The organism is Amycolatopsis sp. lyj-109 (assembly GCF_046548995.1).
Taxonomy (GTDB): Bacteria; Actinomycetota; Actinomycetes; order Mycobacteriales; family Pseudonocardiaceae; genus Amycolatopsis.
Genome location: NZ_JAJPWR010000013.1, coordinates 70,268 through 86,472, shown reverse-complemented (window position 1 = coordinate 86,472; position 16,205 = coordinate 70,268). Strand labels below are relative to the sequence as shown.

At 71.2% G+C, this 16,205-nt stretch carries 19 protein-coding genes; 10 read left to right on the top strand and 9 right to left on the bottom strand.

The window, feature by feature from the left end; all coding sequences use genetic code 11:
* Positions 1-6: 6 nt before the first annotated feature.
* The gene (locus ACLJQF_RS27740) at positions 7-1,047 is read left to right on the top strand and encodes an LLM class F420-dependent oxidoreductase (protein WP_410612928.1); all 1,041 of its coding nucleotides are present in this window, start codon (positions 7-9) and stop codon (positions 1,045-1,047) included.
* A gap of 91 nt (positions 1,048-1,138) precedes the next feature.
* Here the strand turns inward: ACLJQF_RS27740 and ACLJQF_RS27735 are convergent, their stop codons facing one another.
* Entirely contained in the window at positions 1,139-1,747 is a 609-nt protein-coding gene (locus tag ACLJQF_RS27735; RefSeq protein ID WP_410612926.1) for a class F sortase, read from the bottom strand.
* Between the two features lie 239 nt (positions 1,748-1,986).
* Between ACLJQF_RS27735 and ACLJQF_RS27730 the strand changes: the two genes are divergently transcribed.
* Both ACLJQF_RS27730 and ACLJQF_RS27725 read left to right on the top strand, forming a co-directional pair.
* Complete coding sequence (locus ACLJQF_RS27730) at positions 1,987-2,928, top strand: Ppx/GppA phosphatase family protein (protein WP_410612924.1); 942 nt, start codon at positions 1,987-1,989, stop codon at positions 2,926-2,928.
* A 41-nt stretch (positions 2,929-2,969) separates the two neighbouring features.
* A complete protein-coding gene (locus ACLJQF_RS27725) occupies positions 2,970-3,152 on the top strand; it encodes a hypothetical protein (RefSeq protein ID WP_410612922.1) in 183 nt (60 codons plus the stop codon).
* Here ACLJQF_RS27725 and ACLJQF_RS27720 read toward each other — a convergent pair.
* Genes ACLJQF_RS27720 through ACLJQF_RS27710 form a run of 3 tightly spaced genes read right to left on the bottom strand, consistent with a single transcriptional unit; the run spans position 3,133 to position 6,638 of the window.
* Positions 3,133-5,532 (bottom strand): glycoside hydrolase family 65 protein, encoded by a 2,400-nt coding sequence (locus ACLJQF_RS27720; RefSeq protein ID WP_410612920.1) that lies wholly within the window; start codon positions 5,530-5,532, stop codon positions 3,133-3,135. The genes ACLJQF_RS27725 and ACLJQF_RS27720 overlap by 20 nt on opposite strands.
* Entirely contained in the window at positions 5,529-6,260 is a 732-nt protein-coding gene (locus ACLJQF_RS27715; RefSeq protein WP_410612918.1) for an HAD family hydrolase, read from the bottom strand. The genes ACLJQF_RS27720 and ACLJQF_RS27715 overlap by 4 nt, the downstream gene beginning before the upstream one ends.
* 9 nt (positions 6,261-6,269) lie before the next feature.
* On the bottom strand, positions 6,270-6,638 hold the full coding sequence (locus ACLJQF_RS27710) for an ArsR/SmtB family transcription factor (protein WP_410612916.1): 369 nt from the start codon (positions 6,636-6,638) through the stop codon (positions 6,270-6,272).
* Positions 6,639-6,756: 118 nt separating this feature from the next.
* Between ACLJQF_RS27710 and ACLJQF_RS27705 the strand changes: the two genes are divergently transcribed.
* Positions 6,757-7,257, top strand: coding sequence for a PaaI family thioesterase (locus tag ACLJQF_RS27705; RefSeq protein WP_410612914.1), 501 nt, complete (start codon positions 6,757-6,759; stop codon positions 7,255-7,257).
* A 185-nt stretch (positions 7,258-7,442) separates the two neighbouring features.
* On the opposite strand, the gene ACLJQF_RS27700 is transcribed toward ACLJQF_RS27705, so the two are convergent.
* From ACLJQF_RS27700 to ACLJQF_RS27690, 3 genes are read right to left on the bottom strand one after another with little or no spacing between them, the layout of a single operon-like run.
* A complete protein-coding gene (locus ACLJQF_RS27700; RefSeq protein WP_410612912.1) occupies positions 7,443-9,074 on the bottom strand; it encodes an acyl-CoA dehydrogenase family protein in 1,632 nt (543 codons plus the stop codon).
* Positions 9,058-9,663: a TetR family transcriptional regulator gene (locus ACLJQF_RS27695; RefSeq protein WP_410612910.1), complete on the bottom strand. Its 606-nt coding sequence runs from the start codon at positions 9,661-9,663 to the stop codon at positions 9,058-9,060. Before ACLJQF_RS27695 ends, ACLJQF_RS27700 begins: the two co-directional genes overlap by 17 nt.
* A gap of 46 nt (positions 9,664-9,709) precedes the next feature.
* Positions 9,710-10,651, bottom strand: coding sequence for an NADP-dependent oxidoreductase (locus tag ACLJQF_RS27690; protein ID WP_410613263.1), 942 nt, complete (start codon positions 10,649-10,651; stop codon positions 9,710-9,712).
* A gap of 147 nt (positions 10,652-10,798) precedes the next feature.
* On the opposite strand from ACLJQF_RS27690, the gene ACLJQF_RS27685 reads away from it, so the two are divergent.
* Positions 10,799-11,770, top strand: coding sequence for a GlxA family transcriptional regulator (locus ACLJQF_RS27685; protein WP_410612908.1), 972 nt, complete (start codon positions 10,799-10,801; stop codon positions 11,768-11,770).
* A 13-nt stretch (positions 11,771-11,783) separates the two neighbouring features.
* On the opposite strand, the gene ACLJQF_RS27680 is transcribed toward ACLJQF_RS27685, so the two are convergent.
* Positions 11,784-12,347: a helix-turn-helix domain-containing protein gene (locus ACLJQF_RS27680; RefSeq protein ID WP_410612906.1), complete on the bottom strand. Its 564-nt coding sequence runs from the start codon at positions 12,345-12,347 to the stop codon at positions 11,784-11,786.
* 43 nt (positions 12,348-12,390) lie between these two features.
* On the opposite strand from ACLJQF_RS27680, the gene ACLJQF_RS27675 reads away from it, so the two are divergent.
* The 5 genes from ACLJQF_RS27675 to ACLJQF_RS27655 all read left to right on the top strand — a co-directional run bounded on the left by ACLJQF_RS27675 (position 12,391) and on the right by ACLJQF_RS27655 (position 15,704).
* The gene (locus ACLJQF_RS27675; protein WP_410612904.1) at positions 12,391-12,906 is read left to right on the top strand and encodes a GNAT family N-acetyltransferase; all 516 of its coding nucleotides are present in this window, start codon (positions 12,391-12,393) and stop codon (positions 12,904-12,906) included.
* Between the two features lie 31 nt (positions 12,907-12,937).
* The gene (locus ACLJQF_RS27670; protein ID WP_410612902.1) at positions 12,938-13,384 is read left to right on the top strand and encodes an SRPBCC domain-containing protein; all 447 of its coding nucleotides are present in this window, start codon (positions 12,938-12,940) and stop codon (positions 13,382-13,384) included.
* Positions 13,381-13,737 (top strand): ArsR/SmtB family transcription factor, encoded by a 357-nt coding sequence (locus tag ACLJQF_RS27665; RefSeq protein WP_410612900.1) that lies wholly within the window; start codon positions 13,381-13,383, stop codon positions 13,735-13,737. The genes ACLJQF_RS27670 and ACLJQF_RS27665 overlap by 4 nt, the downstream gene beginning before the upstream one ends.
* Before the next feature lie 2 nt (positions 13,738-13,739).
* Positions 13,740-14,180 (top strand): SRPBCC family protein, encoded by a 441-nt coding sequence (locus ACLJQF_RS27660; protein ID WP_410612898.1) that lies wholly within the window; start codon positions 13,740-13,742, stop codon positions 14,178-14,180.
* A 543-nt stretch (positions 14,181-14,723) separates the two neighbouring features.
* Positions 14,724-15,704 carry a tyrosine-type recombinase/integrase gene (locus tag ACLJQF_RS27655; RefSeq protein WP_410612896.1) on the top strand — a complete coding sequence of 327 codons (981 nt, stop codon included), beginning with the start codon at positions 14,724-14,726 and terminating at the stop codon, positions 15,702-15,704.
* A 100-nt stretch (positions 15,705-15,804) separates the two neighbouring features.
* Here the strand turns inward: ACLJQF_RS27655 and ACLJQF_RS27650 are convergent, their stop codons facing one another.
* The gene (locus tag ACLJQF_RS27650) at positions 15,805-16,185 is read right to left on the bottom strand and encodes a hypothetical protein (RefSeq protein ID WP_410612894.1); all 381 of its coding nucleotides are present in this window, start codon (positions 16,183-16,185) and stop codon (positions 15,805-15,807) included.
* Positions 16,186-16,205 lie beyond the last annotated feature (20 nt).

Sequence of the window (16,205 nt, the reverse complement as noted above, 5' to 3'; positions counted from 1 at the left end):
ACGCCCATGAAGATCGGGACCGGGATCAGCTACTCCGGAGGCTTCGCCGAAAGCGTCGCCGATGTCGTCGAACTGGAGAAGGCCGGCCTCGACGTCGTCTTCGTGCCGGAGGCGTACTCGTTCGACGCGGTCAGCCAGCTCGGCTACCTGGCCGCGAAGACCGAGCGCGTCCAGCTGGCGTCCGGCATCTTCCAGATCTACACCCGCACGCCGACCCTGACCGCGATGACCGCGGCCGGCCTCGACTTCGTGTCCGACGGGCGGTTCATCCTCGGGCTCGGGGCGTCCGGCCCGCAGGTCATCGAGGGGTTCCACGGCGTGAAGTACGACGCGCCGCTGGGCCGCACGCGCGAGATCGTCGACGTCTGCCGCCAGGTGTGGCGCCGTGAGCGCGTGGTGCACGAGGGCAAGCACTACACGATCCCGCTGCCGCCCGAGCAGGGCACCGGGCTCGGCAAGCCGCTCAAGCTGATCAACCACCCGGTCCGGGAGCGGATCCCGGTGCTGCTGGCCTCGATCGGGCCGAAGAACGTCGCGCTGACGGCCGAGATCGCCGAGGGCTGGCAGCCGATCTTCTTCCACCCGGAGAAGGCGGCCGACGTCTGGGGCGCGTCCCTGGCCGAGGGCAAGGCCAAGCGCGACGCGGCACTGGGCGAGCTGGACACGTTCGTCACGGTGGCCCTGGCCATCGGCGACGACGTCGAGCCGCTGCTGGACCACCTGCGGCCGATCCTGGCCCTGTACATCGGCGGCATGGGCGCGCGCGGCAAGAACTTCTACAACGACCTCGCCCGCCGTTACGGCTACGAGGCCGAGGCGAAGCTGATCCAGGACCTGTACCTGGACGGCAAGAAGGACGAAGCGGCCGCGGCGGTTCCGGTCGAGTTGCTGCGCGCGATTTCCCTGGTCGGCCCGGCGGGGTACGTGAAGGAGCGGGTGGCGGCCATGGCCGAGGCGGGCGCGACGACGCTGGTGGTGAACCCGCTCCAGCCGGGCCGCGAGGCTCGGGTGGCGGCGGTGTCCCAGTTGCGCGAACTGATCGGCTGAGTCCGCCCGGTCAGCTGGTCGTGAGTGAGAAACAGTGTTCTAACACTGTTTCTCACTCACGGCCAGCCGCGGCAGACCGCTCGGGCCACCGCTAGACCGGAGCCGCGTAGACCGCGATCCGCGTTTCGCCGGGCTCCGAGCTGTCGTACGTCCCGTCGCTCGTGATCAGCCGCAGCTCCGGGCCCGGTCCCGAGGGGGCCACCAGCGTGCTGTCCGGCGCGCTCGCCGGGAACGCCACCGTCCGGCGGACCGTGAACCGGGACTCCCGGCCTCCCGCGTCGCGGACCACCACCGTCGCTCCCGGCTCGAGCCGGGCGAGGCGAGCGAACGCGCCGGCCTGGTACCCGAAGCTCGCGTGCGCGGAGAGCACCGCCACCCCGGGCGCGCCCGGCACCGGCCCGTCGGCGAACCAGCCCACGCCCAGCGCCGTGCCCGGCTGCTCACGGCGGCCGCCGACGTGACCGAGCGCGACCAAGTGGTCCACCGTCAACCCGAATCCGGGGATCAGCAGCGCCACCGGCGGCGTTCCGGCCGCCGACGGGCTGTCCGCGGCCGGGGCGATCACCGGCGCCGGTGCGAGCACCGACGTCACCCCGAGCAGGACGCAGCCGAGTCCGGCCACGACCGCGAGCACGACGGCAGCCGGCCGCACGAGCTCGGCTCGCCGCTCCGGCCGTTGCCTCTCCTGGCCCTGCTCCACGTGGGTTTCGATGACCGGATAATCGCTCGCTCGCGAGCGAGCGTTACCGAATCGTGTCCGATCGCACCGTGGTTCACTCGATCGGGTTATCTCACTGTGACCTTCGCGTCAGGAACACCCGTCCGGAGGGCCCCAATCGGGGAAATGCGCGGCGGAACGGCGTGAGATCGGACATCATTGCTGGTTTCGAACCGGTGAACTGGGGATATTCAGCAGGCGGAAGTGAGGTGCCCCGAGCAGTGCGAAAAAGAGAAGAGCCCGCGGTGGGCGTGCTGGACGTCGGTTCGTTCAGCGCCCGGCTCGTGGTGGTGCCGGTGGACGGCTCACCCCGCGAACCGGTGGTCAACCACCAGACGCGGCTGCGCCTGGACCGCGAGCTCGACGTCCGTGGCCGCCTCTCCGACCGCGGCATCGCCGCCGTCACGGCCGCCGTCGCCGCGGGCATGACCATGGCGTACCGCCACGGCGTCAGCGACGTCTACCCGCTCGCGACGTCCTCGATCCGGGACGCCGCCAACGCGGCGGACGTCGTCCGGCACGTCGCCGGCGAAACCGGGGTCGAGCTGCGCTTCCTGTCCGGCCGCCGCGAAGCCGAACTGACCTACGTCGCCGCCCGCCGCTGGTACGACGCCGAGCCCGGGCCGATGCTCGTGCTCGACATCGGCGGCGGGACCGTCGAACTGGCCGCCGGCTCCGGGGAGAAAGCCACCTTCGCCCGCTCGCTGCCGCTGGGCGCCCGCTCGATGACACGGGACTGGCTGCCGTCCGAGCGCGTGTCGAACAAGCAGGTCAAGGCGCTGCACGCGCACGCCCTCGACGTCGTGACCACCACGCTCGGCGCCGCCGACGTCGACGACCCGCGGGTCGTCGGCTGCTCGAAGGTGCTGCAGCAGCTCGCGCGGCTGGCCGGTGCCCGCCCGGGCAAGTGCAAGGAACTGCGGCTCGACGACCTCCGCGCGTGGATCCCGCGGCTTGCCGCGCTGCCGCCGTCGAGGCGAGCGGAACTGCCGGGCATCTCCCGCAGCCGCGCGCACCAGGCCCTGGCCGGCGCGATCGTCGCGGAAGCCCTGCTGACGGTCGCCGGCGGCAAGGTGACGATCTGTCCCTGGTCCACCCGAGACGGCCTGCTGCTCACCCTGCAGGACAAGGCGCGGGCGGCGGCGGGGAAACGCGCGGCCTGATCAGCTGGCCGTGACCGGAAAAACCGGGTATTCCGGAAAGCATGAGCGAGCAGCAGCGCATCCACGGCCGTGACGACGAAGACGAAGAGCTCCCGAAGCTCCCCACCCCCGGCAAGCTGACGCACGACGTGCCGACCGCCCCGGACCCGGACGTCAGCCCGGGCGGGACCGAGGAAATCCCGGCCCCGCCCGGACGCGAAGCCGCTAGCGACCTTCCGCAGTGATCGGGTTGGCCGGTTCCGCGTACTGACTCACTTCTTCCGAGTCACGCCGCATCGGCGCGCGGCCGGGAGGCTGCTTCGGCGGGGTGCCGGCGTCGATCTTCGGGATCGCGAACCGCTGCGGCTCCGCCGTGACGGTGATGCGCTCGCCGTGGTGCACCACTTCCAGCGGCGCACCGGCGACGACGTGGTACGTGGCCTGGTCGGGATCGATCTCGACCTGGAACCGGGTGCCGCGGAACATCAGGCGGAAGGTGATCCGCTCCAGCTGCGGGGGCAGCCGCGGCGCGAACGCGAGCGTCCCGCCGTGGTCGCGCAGGCCGCCGAACCCGGCCACGGCGCCCTGCCACGCCCCGGCCAGCGATGCCATGTGCAGGCCGTTGCGCACGTTGTTGTGCACGTCGTGCAGGTCGGTCAGCGCGGCTTCGGCGAGGTAGTCGTAGGCGAGTTCGAGGTGGCCCACCTCGGCCGCGATGACTGCCTGCGTCCCCGCCGACAGCGAAGAATCGCGCACGGTCCGTGCTTCGTAGTAGGCGAAGTTCCGGGCTTTTTCCTCCTGGCTGAAGGAATCGCCGCACAGGTGCAGGGCCAGCACCAGGTCCGCCTGCTTCACGACCTGCTTGCGGTAGAGGTCGAAGTACGGGAAGTGCAGCAGCAGCGGGTACTGCGACTGGTCGGTGCCCTCGTAGTCCCACTCGTCGTGGTCGAGGAACCCCTCCGACTGCGGGTGCACGCCGAGTTCGGCGTCGTAGGGCAGGAACATCGCCGCCGCGGCCGCGCGCCACGAGTCCAGCTCTACGGTGTCGACGCCGAACCGCGCCGCCACGTCCGGATGCCGCTCGCACGACTCCGCCGCCGCCTGCAGGTTCCGCCGGGCCATCAGGTTCGTGTAGACGTTGTTGTCCGCCACCGCCGAGTACTCGTCCGGCCCGGTGACGCCGTCGATGCGGAACGTGCCGTGCCGGTCGTGGTGGCCCAGCGACGCCCACAGCCGCGCGGTTTCCAGCAGCAGCTCGGTGCCGTAGTCGCGCTCGAACTCCTCGTCGCCGGTCGCGTTGAGGTAGCGCAGGACGGCGTCGGCGATGTCCGCGCTGACGTGGAACGCCGCCGTGCCCGCCGGCCAGTACGCCGAGCACTCGGCGCCGTTGATCGACCGCCACGGGAACGCCGCGCCCCGCAACCCCAGCTGGTGCGCGCGTTCCCGCGCCTTGTCCATTGTGGAGTGCCGCCAGCGCAGTGCGTCGCGCGCCGCGTCGGGAACGGTGTAGGTGAGCACCGGCAGCACGAAGGATTCGGTGTCCCAGAAGGCGTGCCCGTCGTAGCCGGGCCCGGTCAGCCCCTTGCCGGCGATCGCGCGGCTTTCGCCGCGGGCCCCGGCCTGCAGGATGTGGAACAGCGCGAAGCGGACCGCCTGCTGCAGCTCGGGATCGCCCTCGATCTCGATGTCCGAGGTGGCCCAGTAGTCGTCCAGGAACTCGCGCTGCTCGGTGAGCAGGCCCTTCCAGCCCGTCTGGCGGGCGCCGGCCAGCGCCGCCTCGACCTGGGACCGCAGCGCGGGCACCGAGCGCTGCGCGGACCAGCCGTAGGCGAGGAACTTGGTGATCCGCAGCCGGCCGCCCTTCGGCACGTCGACCGCGACGGTCAGCCGGGCGAGGTCCTCCTCGGCGTGGATGCGGGCGCGGATCCCGTCGTCCACCTCGATCTTGTGGTCCATCGCCGCGGCCATCCGCAGCCCGGACCGGCGGGTCTGGTGCACCAGCACGGCGTTGTACTCCGTCGCGCGGTGGAACTCGCTCACCAGCGGGGCCTCCAGCGCCGCGGCCACCCGTGGGTCGCTGGTGTCGGATTCGATCGGCTCGTTGGCCAGCAGGTCGGACTGGACGACCAGCTGCAGGTCCTCGTCGAGCGGCTCGACCTCGTAGCGGATCGCGGCGATCGCGCGCTGGGTGAACGACACCAGCCGCTCGGTGCGCACGCGGACCCGCCGCCCGGTCGGCGACGACCATTCGGTGGTCCGGCACAGCGTGCCCTTGCGGAAGTCCAGCACCCGGTCGTGCGCGGTGGCCGCGCCGTAGCGCATGTCGAGCGGTTCGTCCTCGACGAGCAGCCGGATGATCTTGCCGTCGGTCACGTTGACGACGGTCTGGCCCTCTTCGGGGTAGCCGTAGCCGGCCTCGGCGTAGGGGAGTTCGTGCTGCTCGTAGAACCCGTTGAGGTACGTGCCGGGCAGCCCGCGCGGCTCGGCCTCCTCGAGGGTGCCGCGCAGCCCGATGTGGCCGTTGGACACCGCGAACGCCGATTCGGTGCGCTGCAGGGCGTCGACGTCCATGCCGCGCCACCGCAGTTCCCACGGCGCGCACTCGTAGCCGTGCGGTTCGGTCATCGGTCCTCCAGGAGGTCGGCGAGGTCGTCGACGACGATGTCGGCCCCGTGGGCCCGCAGTGCGTCGGCTTGGTCCGCGCGGTTCACGCCCACGACGTACCCGAAGCCGCCGGCCTTGCCGGCCTGGACACCGGACTGGGCGTCCTCGAAGACGGCCGCGTGCGCGGGTTCGACGCCGAGCGCCGCGGCGCCGGCCAGGAACGAGTCCGGCGCCGGCTTGCCCTTGAGGTGCTGTTCGCGGAGCACGATGCCGTCGATGCGTGCTTCGACGTATTTGCTCAGGCCGGCGGCGTCGAGCACCTTGGCGCCGTTGGCCGACGACGTCACGACGGCGATCCGCAGCCCGGCGGCCTTCGCCGCTTCGAGGTAGCGCACCGACCCCGGGTACGGGTTGACGCCGCGCTCGTCGATGATCTTGAGGACCAGTTCGTTCTTGCGGTTGCCCAGGCCGTTGACGGTCGGGGCGTCCACCGGGTCGTCCGGTTCGCCTTCGGGCAGCACGATCCCCCGTGACCGCAGGAACTCCCGGACGCCGTCCGCGCGCGGGCGGCCGTCCACAAAGGCCGCGTAGTCGTGGTCGGTGAACTCCGCGAACCCGGCGCCGTCACGGGCGCGGAGGAATTCGTCGAACGTCCGCTTCCAGGCCTCGCGGTGGAGGACGGCCGTGCCGGTCAATACTCCGTCGAGGTCGAACAAGCAGGCAGTGATGGTCTCGGGCAATCCCGTCATGCTCGCACGCTACCGGTCTTCGCTCTCGTGCGCGGGCTGTCCCGGGTGTGGGCGCACGCGGTGGATGAGCTCGTGCACGGTCGCGTCCGCCAGCCGGTACCGCACCACGCGGCCGGTGCGTTGCGGGGTGACCAGCCCGTGCGCCCGCAGCAGCCGCAGGGCCTGCGACACCGCGGTGTCGGTCATGCCGGTGGCCGCGGCGAGGTCGGTGACGCTGATCTCGCGGGCGTAGTGGATGGAGACCAGCAGCGCCAGTCGCGAGGGGTCGGCGACCACGGAGAAGCGCCGGGCCCATTCGTCGATGACGCCGCGGTCGCCCAGCCCCTCGACCGCCGCCGCGACGCGTTCCGGGTCGATCAGCTTGCGGTCGGTGTCCACTCCCGGATGATTCCACCCCGGCCGCGGGCGGACCACCGGTGGTCTGGGTCACGCCGCGCTTGACGCTCGCCGTCCCACGGGCGAGGCTTAAGACAGTTGTCATAATCGAGGAGTCCGGATGACCGACGTCGAAGCACAGGTCCGTTCGAAGACCATCACGTGGCAGGACCCCCTGGCGGCCGCCCGGCTCGGCGCCACGATGTCCGGCCTGGAGTACATGCGGGCGATCGCCGAGGGCCGCGTCCCGCCGGCGCCGATCGCCGCGCACTTCGGCATGCGCTGGGAGCGCATCGACCCCGGCGAGGTCGTCGCGGTCGCCGAGCCGGACGAGTCGCTGTACAACCCGATCGGCATGGTCCACGGCGGCGTGGCGGCGACCATGCTGGACTCGGTGGTCGGCTGCGCGGTCCACACGACGCTCCCGGCCGGCGTCGGCTACGCGTCGGTGGAGCTGAAAGTGAGCTACCTGCGCGCGATCCACGCGGGCCGCGGGGAGATCCGCGCGACCGGCCGCGTGGTGAAGGAGGGGTCGCGGATCGCCTTCGCGGAGGGCGAGATCCGCGATGCCGAGGGGAAGCTGCTGGCCACGGCCTCGGGGACCTGCGTCATCACGCGCTAGTGTCGCGCGTCGCAGTGGGATGCGGTAGTCGGGTGGTCTGCCGCGGCTTGTCGTGAGTGGTATTTAGGGTTAGAACCCTAAATACCACTCACGACAAGCCACGGCAGGACGGTAAGCCGGACCCTGGCCCGACTTCGCCAACAGCATGATCTGACGCACCCGATGCCACTGGGCGGTTGAGCCGGCTAGCTGCGGACCGCGGCACGCTCGATGATCGCTCCCGTGTCGACGCCGGCCGGGAGCGTGCCGAACGCGATGCCCCAGTCACCGCCGAACCGGGACGCGCAGAACGCGTCGGCGACCGCCGGATGGCCGTGGCGGACCAGCAGCGAGCCCTGCAGCACCAACGCCATCGCCTCGACCAGCCGCCGCGCCCGGTACTCGATGCCGTCCAGGTCCGTCAGCTCCTTGCGGACGCGGTCCACCGCGTCGTCGAGCCGGGCGTCGCCGCCGGCGGCCTGCTCGACCTCGGCGAAGAACGCCGCGACCGACTCCGGCTGCTTGCCCATCGCGCGCAACGCGTCCAGGGCGGCGACATTGCCCGAGCCCTCCCAGATCGACGACAGCGGCGCCTCCCGGTACAGCCGCGGCATGCCCGACTCCTCGACGTACCCGTTGCCGCCGAAGCACTCCAGGGCCTCGGCCGCGTGCATCGGCGCCCGCTTGCACACCCAGTACTTCGACACCGCCAGCCCCAGCCGCCGGAACGCCTGCTCCTGCGGGTCGTCGCGCCGGTCGCCCGCCGCGGCCAGCCGCATCGCCACCGTCGTCGCCGCCTCGGACTCGAGGACCAGGTCGGCCAGCACGTTCGCCATCAGCGGCTGGTCCACCAACGCCTTGCCGAACGCGCGCCGGTGCGTCGCGTGGTGCACCGCGCGGACCGCCCCCAGCCGCATGCCCGACGCGCTGCCCAGCGTGCAGTCGAGCCGGGTGTTGTTGACCATCTCGATGATCGTGCGGACCCCGCGGCCCTCCTCGCCGACCAGCCAGCCCACCGCGTGGTCGTACTCGATCTCCGACGACGCGTTCGACCGGTTGCCGAGCTTGTCCTTCAGCCGCTGCAGCCGGATGGGGTTGCGCGAGCCATCCGGCAGGACCCGGGGGAGCAGGAAGCACGACAGCCCGCCCGGCGCCTGCGCCAGGGTCAGGAACAGGTCGCACATCGGCGCCGAGGTGAACCACTTGTGCCCGACCAGGGTGTAGCTGCCGTCCGATGACGACGACGGCGTCGCGGACGTCGTGTTCGCCCGGACGTCGGACCCGCCCTGCTTCTCGGTCATCGACATGCCCGCGAGCAGGCCACGCTTGGTGCTGGGCTCCCGCAGCCCGAAGTCGTACTCGGTGGTCGCCAGCAGCGGCTCGTACCGCGCCGCCAGCTCCGGGTTCGCGCGCAACGCCGGGATCGCCGCGTAGGTCATCGAAATCGGGCAGCTGTGCCCGGCTTCGACCTGGCCCCAGACGTAGAACTTCGCCGCCCGCGCCGCGTGCGCGCCCTGGCGCGGGTCCTGCCACGGCGTGCCGTGCAGGCCGTGCGCCGTCGCCACCTTCATCAGCTCGTGCCAGTACGGGTGGAACTCGACCTCGTCGATCCGGTTGCCGTACCGGTCGTGCGTGCGCAGCACCGGTTCGTTCTCGTTGACCAGCCGGCCCCACTCCTGGGCCTGCTCGGTCCCGGCCAGCCGGCCCAGCTCCTGCAGCTCGCCGGCCGCCCAGCCCGCGCCGGCCCGCTCGAGCCCGGCCAGCAACGCCGGGTCGTCGGCGACGTCGTGGCTAGCCAGCGGCGGTACCTGGTTGGTGACCTCATGCGTGGCGGGCATCGGAACCTCCTAGAGCGCGACGGATGAACGTGCGAAGCTCGGCGACATCACTGGCGTTTCCGCTGGTCAACGGTCCGATCAGGACTTCGGCGGCGGCACCGACCAGCGCGGCGGCGGTGAGCCGGCCGTCCTGGGGCGGCAGCACGCCCTCCCGGACCCCGGCGGCGACGTGCTCGGCGATGACCTCGGTGTAGGCCCGCCGGAACTCCAGCCGCTCGGCGTCGATGAGCGCGTCGACCGGCTCGGCGAGCAGGGCATACGCCTGCTTCGGTGCCTTGAGGGCACGCTGGGCGAAGGTGTCGACCGCCGCCAGGACCCGCTCGGCCGGTTCCCCGGCCGCGGCCGACGCGGTCCGGACCGCCTCGACCTCCCGCGTCACGACCTGCCGGAAGACGTGCACGACCAGGTCGGCTTTGGTGGGGAAGTGCGTGTAGACGCTGCCGACGGCGACCCCGGCCCGCTCGGCGACCGCGGCGACGGAGCAGCCGCTGTAGCCGTGTTCGGCCAGCTGCCGGGTCGCGGCGGCGATGATCGTCTCGCGCTGGGCGTCGAGGCGTTCCTGCACCTTCGGGGTGCGACGGTAGGGCACGTCAAGAAGTGAAGCACCGATTCAGTGCTTCAGTCAACGCAGGGGATCAGGAACTGACGGAGAGGACGATCTTGCCGGTGGTGCGGCCGGTCTCGCCGAGCGTGTGCGCCCGGGCGGCTTCGTCGAGGGGAAAGACCTCGTCGACGATCACCCGCAGGCTGCCGGCCTCGACCAGGGAAGAGATCTCCCGCAATCCCGCGTGGTCGGGCTCGACGAGCATGAACACCGCCCGCACTCCGGCCGCCTCGGCCTCCGCCGCGGGAAAGGTCCCGTCCGGCGGCACGATCGAGATCAACGTGCCGCCCGATCGCAGCGTTCGCAGAGACCGGGCCCAGCTGGGGCCGCCCAGGGAATCCAGGACGACATCGACGTCGCGCAGCACCTCGGCGAAGTCCTGGGTGCGGTAGTCGATCACCTCGTCGGCGCCCAGCGAGCGCAGCAACCCGTGCTTGGCGGCGCCGGCGGTGCCCACGACGTACGCGCCGCGGGCCTTGGCGATCTGCACGGCCAGGTGACCGACGCCGCCGGCGGCCGCATGGATCAGGACGCGCTGACCGGACCGGACGTTCGCGGTGTCCACCAAGGCCTGCCAGGCGGTCAGTGCCGCCAGCGGCAGCGCACCGGCCTCGAGGTGACTCAGGCTCCGGGGACGCCGGGCGAAATGCCGGGCCGGGGCCGCGACGTACTCGGCATAGGCGCCCGCCGGGTGCGGGAAGCGCGGCATCCCGAACACCTCGTCCCCGGCCTGGAAGAGAGTCACCCCGTCGCCGACCGTCTCGACCACCCCGGCGACGTCGAAGCCGAGCGTGAACGGCGGCCTCGCGCCGTTGGCGAACACGCCCCGCTCGCGCGTCTTCCAGTCGGCCGGGTTCACGCCCGCCGCGTGCACCCGGACCAGGATCTCGCCCCGGCCCGCCACCGGGCGCGGCGTCTCCACGACCTTGAGGACGTCCGGTGATCCAGCGGCGTCCTGGGAGATGGCGCGCATGGTCGCGGGGATGGTGGCCTGGTTCATGATGACGTGCTCTTTCCAGCAGGGGGTTTGCGGTGGGTGTGCGCCGGCACCTGCTCACCCTGCCGGGCCCGGCAGCCCCCTGGCAGTGGCCCGATGGTCAACAAATGAAAAGATCGGGCCATGCACCGCGTTGGCGTTCTGGCCCTGGATGGCGTGCTTCCCTTCGAGCTCGGCATCCCCGCCCGGATCTTCGGCGCCGCTCGCGACAGCACCGGCAACCGGCTCTACTCGGTGACCACGTGCAGCTTGACCGGCCGCCCGGTCCGCGCCGAGGCCGACTACCGGCTCACCGTCTCCCACGACGCCTCGCTGCTGGCCACCGTCGACACCGTCGTCATCCCGCCCTCCCACACGCTCGGGCCCATCCGCGAAGAGGGTCGCCTGCCCGACGACCTGCGCGCGGCCCTGGCCGCCATCCGCCCCGGGACCCGGATCGTGGCGATCTGCACCGGCACCTACGTGCTGGCCGCCGCGGGACTCCTCGACGGCCGTCCCGCCACCACCCACTGGCGGGAAGCCGACCACCTGCAACGCATGTTCCCCACCGCGCGCATCGACCCCGACGTCCTCTTCGTCGACGACGGCGAGATCCTCACCTCCGCCGGGGTGGCCGCCGGCATCGACCTGTGCCTGCACATCGTCCGCCGCGACCACGGCAGCGACATCACCAACGAGGTCGCCCGCTCCTGCGTCGTACCGCCCTGGCGCGACGGCGGCCAGGCCCAGTACATCCGGCGGCCCGTCCCCGACCCCACTGCCCCCGGCACCGCTCCCACCCAAGCGTGGGTCATGGAACGCCTTGCCGAGCCCGTCACCCTGGCCGACATGGCCGCCCATGCCCACCTCAGCCGGCGCACCTTCACCCGCCGGTTCCGCGACGAGGTCGGCACCAGCCCCGGTCAGTGGCTCATCCGCCAGCGCGTCGACCTGGCCCGGCACCTGCTGGAGACCACCGACTGGCCCGTCGACCTGGTCGCCGAGCGCGCCGGATTCGGCACCGGCGTCTCCCTGCGCCAGCACCTGCACGCCGCCATCGGGATCACTCCCCACGCATACCGCCGCACCTTCCGCTCCGACGGCTCAGCGCGGTAGGCCCCCCACCCGGTCAGGTACTCCGCTTCACCAGCGCCACCAGGTACCGGCAGGGGAGCGGACCCGGGTTCGCGAACACGCAGTCCGCCGCCGGCCCCAGCTGCAGGCAGTCCCCGGCCGCCAGCTCGTGCACCTGCGCCCCCTCGTGGAACCGCAACTGCCCCTCCAGCACCCAGATCTGCTGGTGCAGGAACGCATACGTCCCCGACGTCAACGGCACCTCCGCCCCCGGCGGCAGCTCCACCTCCACCAGCTCCAGCGGACGCCCGGCCGCGGGGGAGACCGACCGCCGCCGGTAGCCGGTGTCCGGATCGACCCACACCGGCTGCTCCGCCGCCCGCGCCAGCCGGCGCTCGTCGCCCTCGGCCCGCGCGATCAGCTCCGACAGCGTCAGCCCCAGCGCGGCCGACAACTTCGCCAGCAACGCCGCCGTCGGCTGCACGTCACCGCGTTCGATCTTGCCGATCATCGCCCGCGACACCCCCGACCGGTCGGCGAGCGCCGCGGCCGAAAGACCTTGCGACGTCCGGGCGGCGTGCACGGTCGCGGCCAAGCGGGCAGTCAGGGGATCGGTCATAGCTCCGGATACTATACGACTCATTCCGGCTATCATATGAGCCATGATCCGAACCGCCACCGCCCACGACGGCGCCGCCTGCGCCGCCCTCTACGCGCCCTACGTCACCGGCACCGCCGTCTCTTTCGAGACCGAACCACCCGACGCCGCCGAAATGGCCCGCCGCATCGCCGGCGCCCACGCCTGGCTCGTCCTCGAAGACCACGGACACGTCGCCGGATACGCCTACGCCACCCGCTTCGCCGAACGCGCCGCCTACCGCTGGTCCTGCGAAACCAGCATCTACCTCGAACAAGGCCGCCGCCGCACCGGCGCCGGCCGCGCCCTCTACGAAGCACTGTTCGAGCGGCTGCGCGAACGCGGATTCTGGCGCGCCTTCGCCGGCATGACCCTACCGAACGACGCCAGCGCCGGACTCCACCGCGCCCTCGGCTTCGAACCCGCCGGCGTCTACCGCCGGGCCGGCTGGAAACACGGCGCCTGGCACGACGTCGCCTGGACCCAGAAGGACCTTCGCGCAACTGAAGGTTGCACATCCACACCGGCCGAGCTAACGTGACACGCAACCGAACGTTGCACAAGGAGCTCGCATGGAACACGGCACACTCGAACGGGAAATCCACGTCGACGCCAGCCCCGACGTCGTCTTCGACGTCGTGAGCAACCCCGAACACGTCCGCGAATGGTGGCCCGACGAAGCCGAGTACCCCGTCGAACCCGGGGGAGCGGGACGCATCGGCTTCGGCGGCAACTGGGTCCAGTTCACCGTCGTCGACGCGATCCCCCCGAAACTCTTCTCCTTCCGCTGGGCCCACGCGGAAGGAGAGACCGCCGCACGCGGCAACTCGTTCCTCGTCGTCTTCGAGCTCGAACCCGCCGGCACCGGAACCCGCCTGCGGATGACCGAAACCGGCTTCCGCGAACGCGGCTGGGACGAAGCCAAGCTCGTCGCCGAGTACGACGACCACGCCACCGGCTGGGACCACTTCCTGTCCCGGCTCCCCGCCTACGCCGCCAAGGTCGGAGCCACCCGGTGAGCACCGCCGTCGACGACGACCTCTGGTCGGCCATCGGCGACCCCACCCGCCGCCGGATGCTCGACCTGTTGCTCAGCCAGGGGAGCGGAACCGCGACCAGCCTCAGCGAACACCTCCCGGTGACCCGCCAAGCCGTCGCCAAGCACCTCGCCGTCCTCGACCGCGCCGGCCTCGTCCACGCCCACAGCGCCGGCCGCGAAAAACAGTTCCACGTCGACGAAGACCAGCTCGCCCGCGCCGTCGCCCAGCTCACCGACGTCGGCAACGCCTGGGACGCCCGGCTCCGCCGCATCAAGCACATCGCCGAAACCATCGAGAAGACCCGTGAGAAGACCACCGAAAGGAACCGCTAGAAATGGACATCTTGCACCGCATCGGCATCCGGGACGCCACTCCGGACAAGGTCTACGACGCGATCACCACGCTCGACGGCCTGTCCGGCTGGTGGACCGAGAAGACCGTGGGGGACACCGAACTCGGCGGCGTCATCGCGTTCCGCTTCATTCCGGGCGGGTTCGACATGAAGGTCCTCGAACTCGAGCCGGGCCGGCTCGTCCGCTGGGAAGTCGTCGACGGGCCACCGGAGTGGATCGGCACGACGATCCGCTGGGAACTCGACCAGCGCAACGACTATACGATCGTCCTGTTCAAGCACGAAGGCTGGCGGGAGGCGGGCGAGTTCATGCACCACTGCAGCACGAAGTGGGCGACCTACCTGATGAGCCTCAAGCAGCTCGTTGAGACCGGGGAAGGTGCCCCGAGCCCGCAGGACGTGCCGATCAGCGACTGGCACTGACGTTACTTGACATAATGTACATTATCGGCACTTGCTGCCGAGCTGGCCGGATGGCCGGGAGGGGTGCCGAAACCCAGGGTCGGACCGTCGCCTGACTTGCGAGAGCGTTCGCTTCGCCAGGACGGCTCCTGTCGAGGTTTTGACGGCCACCCGCCCCGGCGGTGGTCCGAAGTGAGCCCTCGGAGGCCCGAGAGCATCCCCTGAGGGCCATGAACCCGAGGTCCAGTCACTCGACCTTAAAACGTCACGGTGACGAAACCGTCCAGGCCGACCGGCCCGGAGTTGGCGCGCGGCACGTCGCAACGGCGGTCGATTCGCCGTCATCCACCCCGTGGCCCCCTCGGTGCTCCACGCGAGCCGGTGTCGAACATGTGTGCGCATGGCCGCAATCGGGCACTTGGGCGTCCGACGGTCCGGAAACGGCCTCCGAAGAGTTCTGTGTCCCCCAGGGGAAGATCCCTGGGTCATCCCGGCATTTCATGCATAATGGCAATTATGCATGAAATGCCGGATTCGGGCCCGGCCGCGGAAACTGTCGGTGGCATGCGGTACAAGATCCACATGAAGGTTTCCGAGGCCCAGCAAGCCTTCTTCGCTGCCCGCCGTCCGCGCAAGGACTCTCCGCACACCACCGACGCCTACCGCCGGGATCTCGCCGGCATCACCACTCTCCTGGTTTCGGAGCTCGGCCGCCCGGCCGACGATCTGGAGGTCGCCGACCTCACCGGGCCGGCGCTGCGGTCGGTGTTCGGCGCGTTCGCGGACGGGCACGCGAAGAGCTCGGTGCTGCGGGCGTGGTCGACGTGGAACCAGTTCCTGACGTTCTGCGTGGCCGACGGGCTGCTGTCCGGCAATCCGATGGGTGCGGTGGCGCGGCCGCGGACGCCGGCGTTGACGCCGAAGCCGTTGCGGGGCGAGGAAACCCCGGAGCAGTTGCTGTCGGCGGCGGCCGCGGGGTCGCGGCGTGCGCGGGATCCGTGGCCGGAGCGGGACGTGCTGGTCATCGCGCTGGGTTTGGTGGCGGGGTTGCGGGCGGCGGAGATGCGGGCGCTGACGTCTCGGTCGTTGGTGGGGCGGGCCGGTGAGCTGCGGTTGCACGTGAAGGGGAAGGGCAGCCGGGATCGGTCGATTCCGGTGCAGCCGGTGCTGGCGGAGCTGATCGAGCGGTACCGGGAGTCGTGCCGGGTGCGGTTCCCGGGTGCGCGGTTCTCCCCTGGTTCGCCGTTGCTGCTGGATCGGGCGGGTGAGCCGATCGGGCGGGGTGCGCTGGAGTACCTGGTGAAGTCGTGTTACCGGGGTGCGGGGTTGCACGATCGGGTGCCGGTGGGGGCGAATCTGCACGCGTTGCGGCACACGTTCGCGACGCGGCTGGCGGAGGACGGGGCGACGGCGTCGGAGATCATGGCGTTGCTGGGGCACGCGAGCTTGGCGACGAGCCAGAACTACATCGAGGCGACGGGTCGTGAGCAGCGTGCGGCGGCGGCGAGCAATCGGACATACCGGGCCCTGGACGGCCTGGGGTGAGGTACCGGAACGGCCGACACGCGTCTCTGGGCGGACGACACGCGTGCCTGGATGGACGACACGGCCCGGGTGCCGGTGTGGTCGTGTCGTCCGGCTGGGTTCAGCGGAGTTGTTCGAGGTCCTTGGCGGCGCGGGCGATTTCCTCGGCGAGGCCGCGCAGTTCCCGGACGTCGGCGCCGTCGTCGGCTGCGGTCACGATGTCTTCGGCGGCGCAGCGGAGCTGGAAGAGCCGGTCTTGCAGGGCCGCGATTTCGGTGTCGGAGAGGACCACGGCGTCTTCGGGCAGTCCGCTTCGTTGCAGTGCGGTGCGGCGTTCGTAGGCGCGCTGGCGGCAGGATTGTCCGCAGTAGCGCCGGCGTCGGCCGACGTTGCCGCCTTCGGGGAGGCGTCGTCCGCACCAGCCGCAATGCTTGGGGGCGCCTCGGCGGGCCGGGGCGAGGTCGATCGTGGTCGGCTGGGTCAGTTCGGCGGCGTCCCTCACCCGGGAGACCCTAGCTGGCC

Coding starts and splice junctions, on each gene's coding strand:
- ACLJQF_RS27720 (WP_410612920.1), bottom strand. CDS start 5,532: ATGACCGAACCGCACGGCTACGAGTGCGCGCCGTGGGAACTGCGGTGG.
- ACLJQF_RS27680 (WP_410612906.1), bottom strand. CDS start 12,347: ATGACCGATCCCCTGACTGCCCGCTTGGCCGCGACCGTGCACGCCGCC.
- ACLJQF_RS27670 (WP_410612902.1), top strand. CDS start 12,938: ATGGAACACGGCACACTCGAACGGGAAATCCACGTCGACGCCAGCCCC.
- ACLJQF_RS27685 (WP_410612908.1), top strand. CDS start 10,799: ATGCACCGCGTTGGCGTTCTGGCCCTGGATGGCGTGCTTCCCTTCGAG.
- ACLJQF_RS27725 (WP_410612922.1), top strand. CDS start 2,970: ATGAGCGAGCAGCAGCGCATCCACGGCCGTGACGACGAAGACGAAGAG.
- ACLJQF_RS27690 (WP_410613263.1), bottom strand. CDS start 10,651: ATGCGCGCCATCTCCCAGGACGCCGCTGGATCACCGGACGTCCTCAAG.
- ACLJQF_RS27700 (WP_410612912.1), bottom strand. CDS start 9,074: ATGCCCGCCACGCATGAGGTCACCAACCAGGTACCGCCGCTGGCTAGC.
- ACLJQF_RS27740 (WP_410612928.1), top strand. CDS start 7: ATGAAGATCGGGACCGGGATCAGCTACTCCGGAGGCTTCGCCGAAAGC.
- ACLJQF_RS27675 (WP_410612904.1), top strand. CDS start 12,391: ATGATCCGAACCGCCACCGCCCACGACGGCGCCGCCTGCGCCGCCCTC.
- ACLJQF_RS27655 (WP_410612896.1), top strand. CDS start 14,724: ATGCGGTACAAGATCCACATGAAGGTTTCCGAGGCCCAGCAAGCCTTC.
- ACLJQF_RS27715 (WP_410612918.1), bottom strand. CDS start 6,260: ATGACGGGATTGCCCGAGACCATCACTGCCTGCTTGTTCGACCTCGAC.
- ACLJQF_RS27660 (WP_410612898.1), top strand. CDS start 13,740: ATGGACATCTTGCACCGCATCGGCATCCGGGACGCCACTCCGGACAAG.
- ACLJQF_RS27705 (WP_410612914.1), top strand. CDS start 6,757: ATGACCGACGTCGAAGCACAGGTCCGTTCGAAGACCATCACGTGGCAG.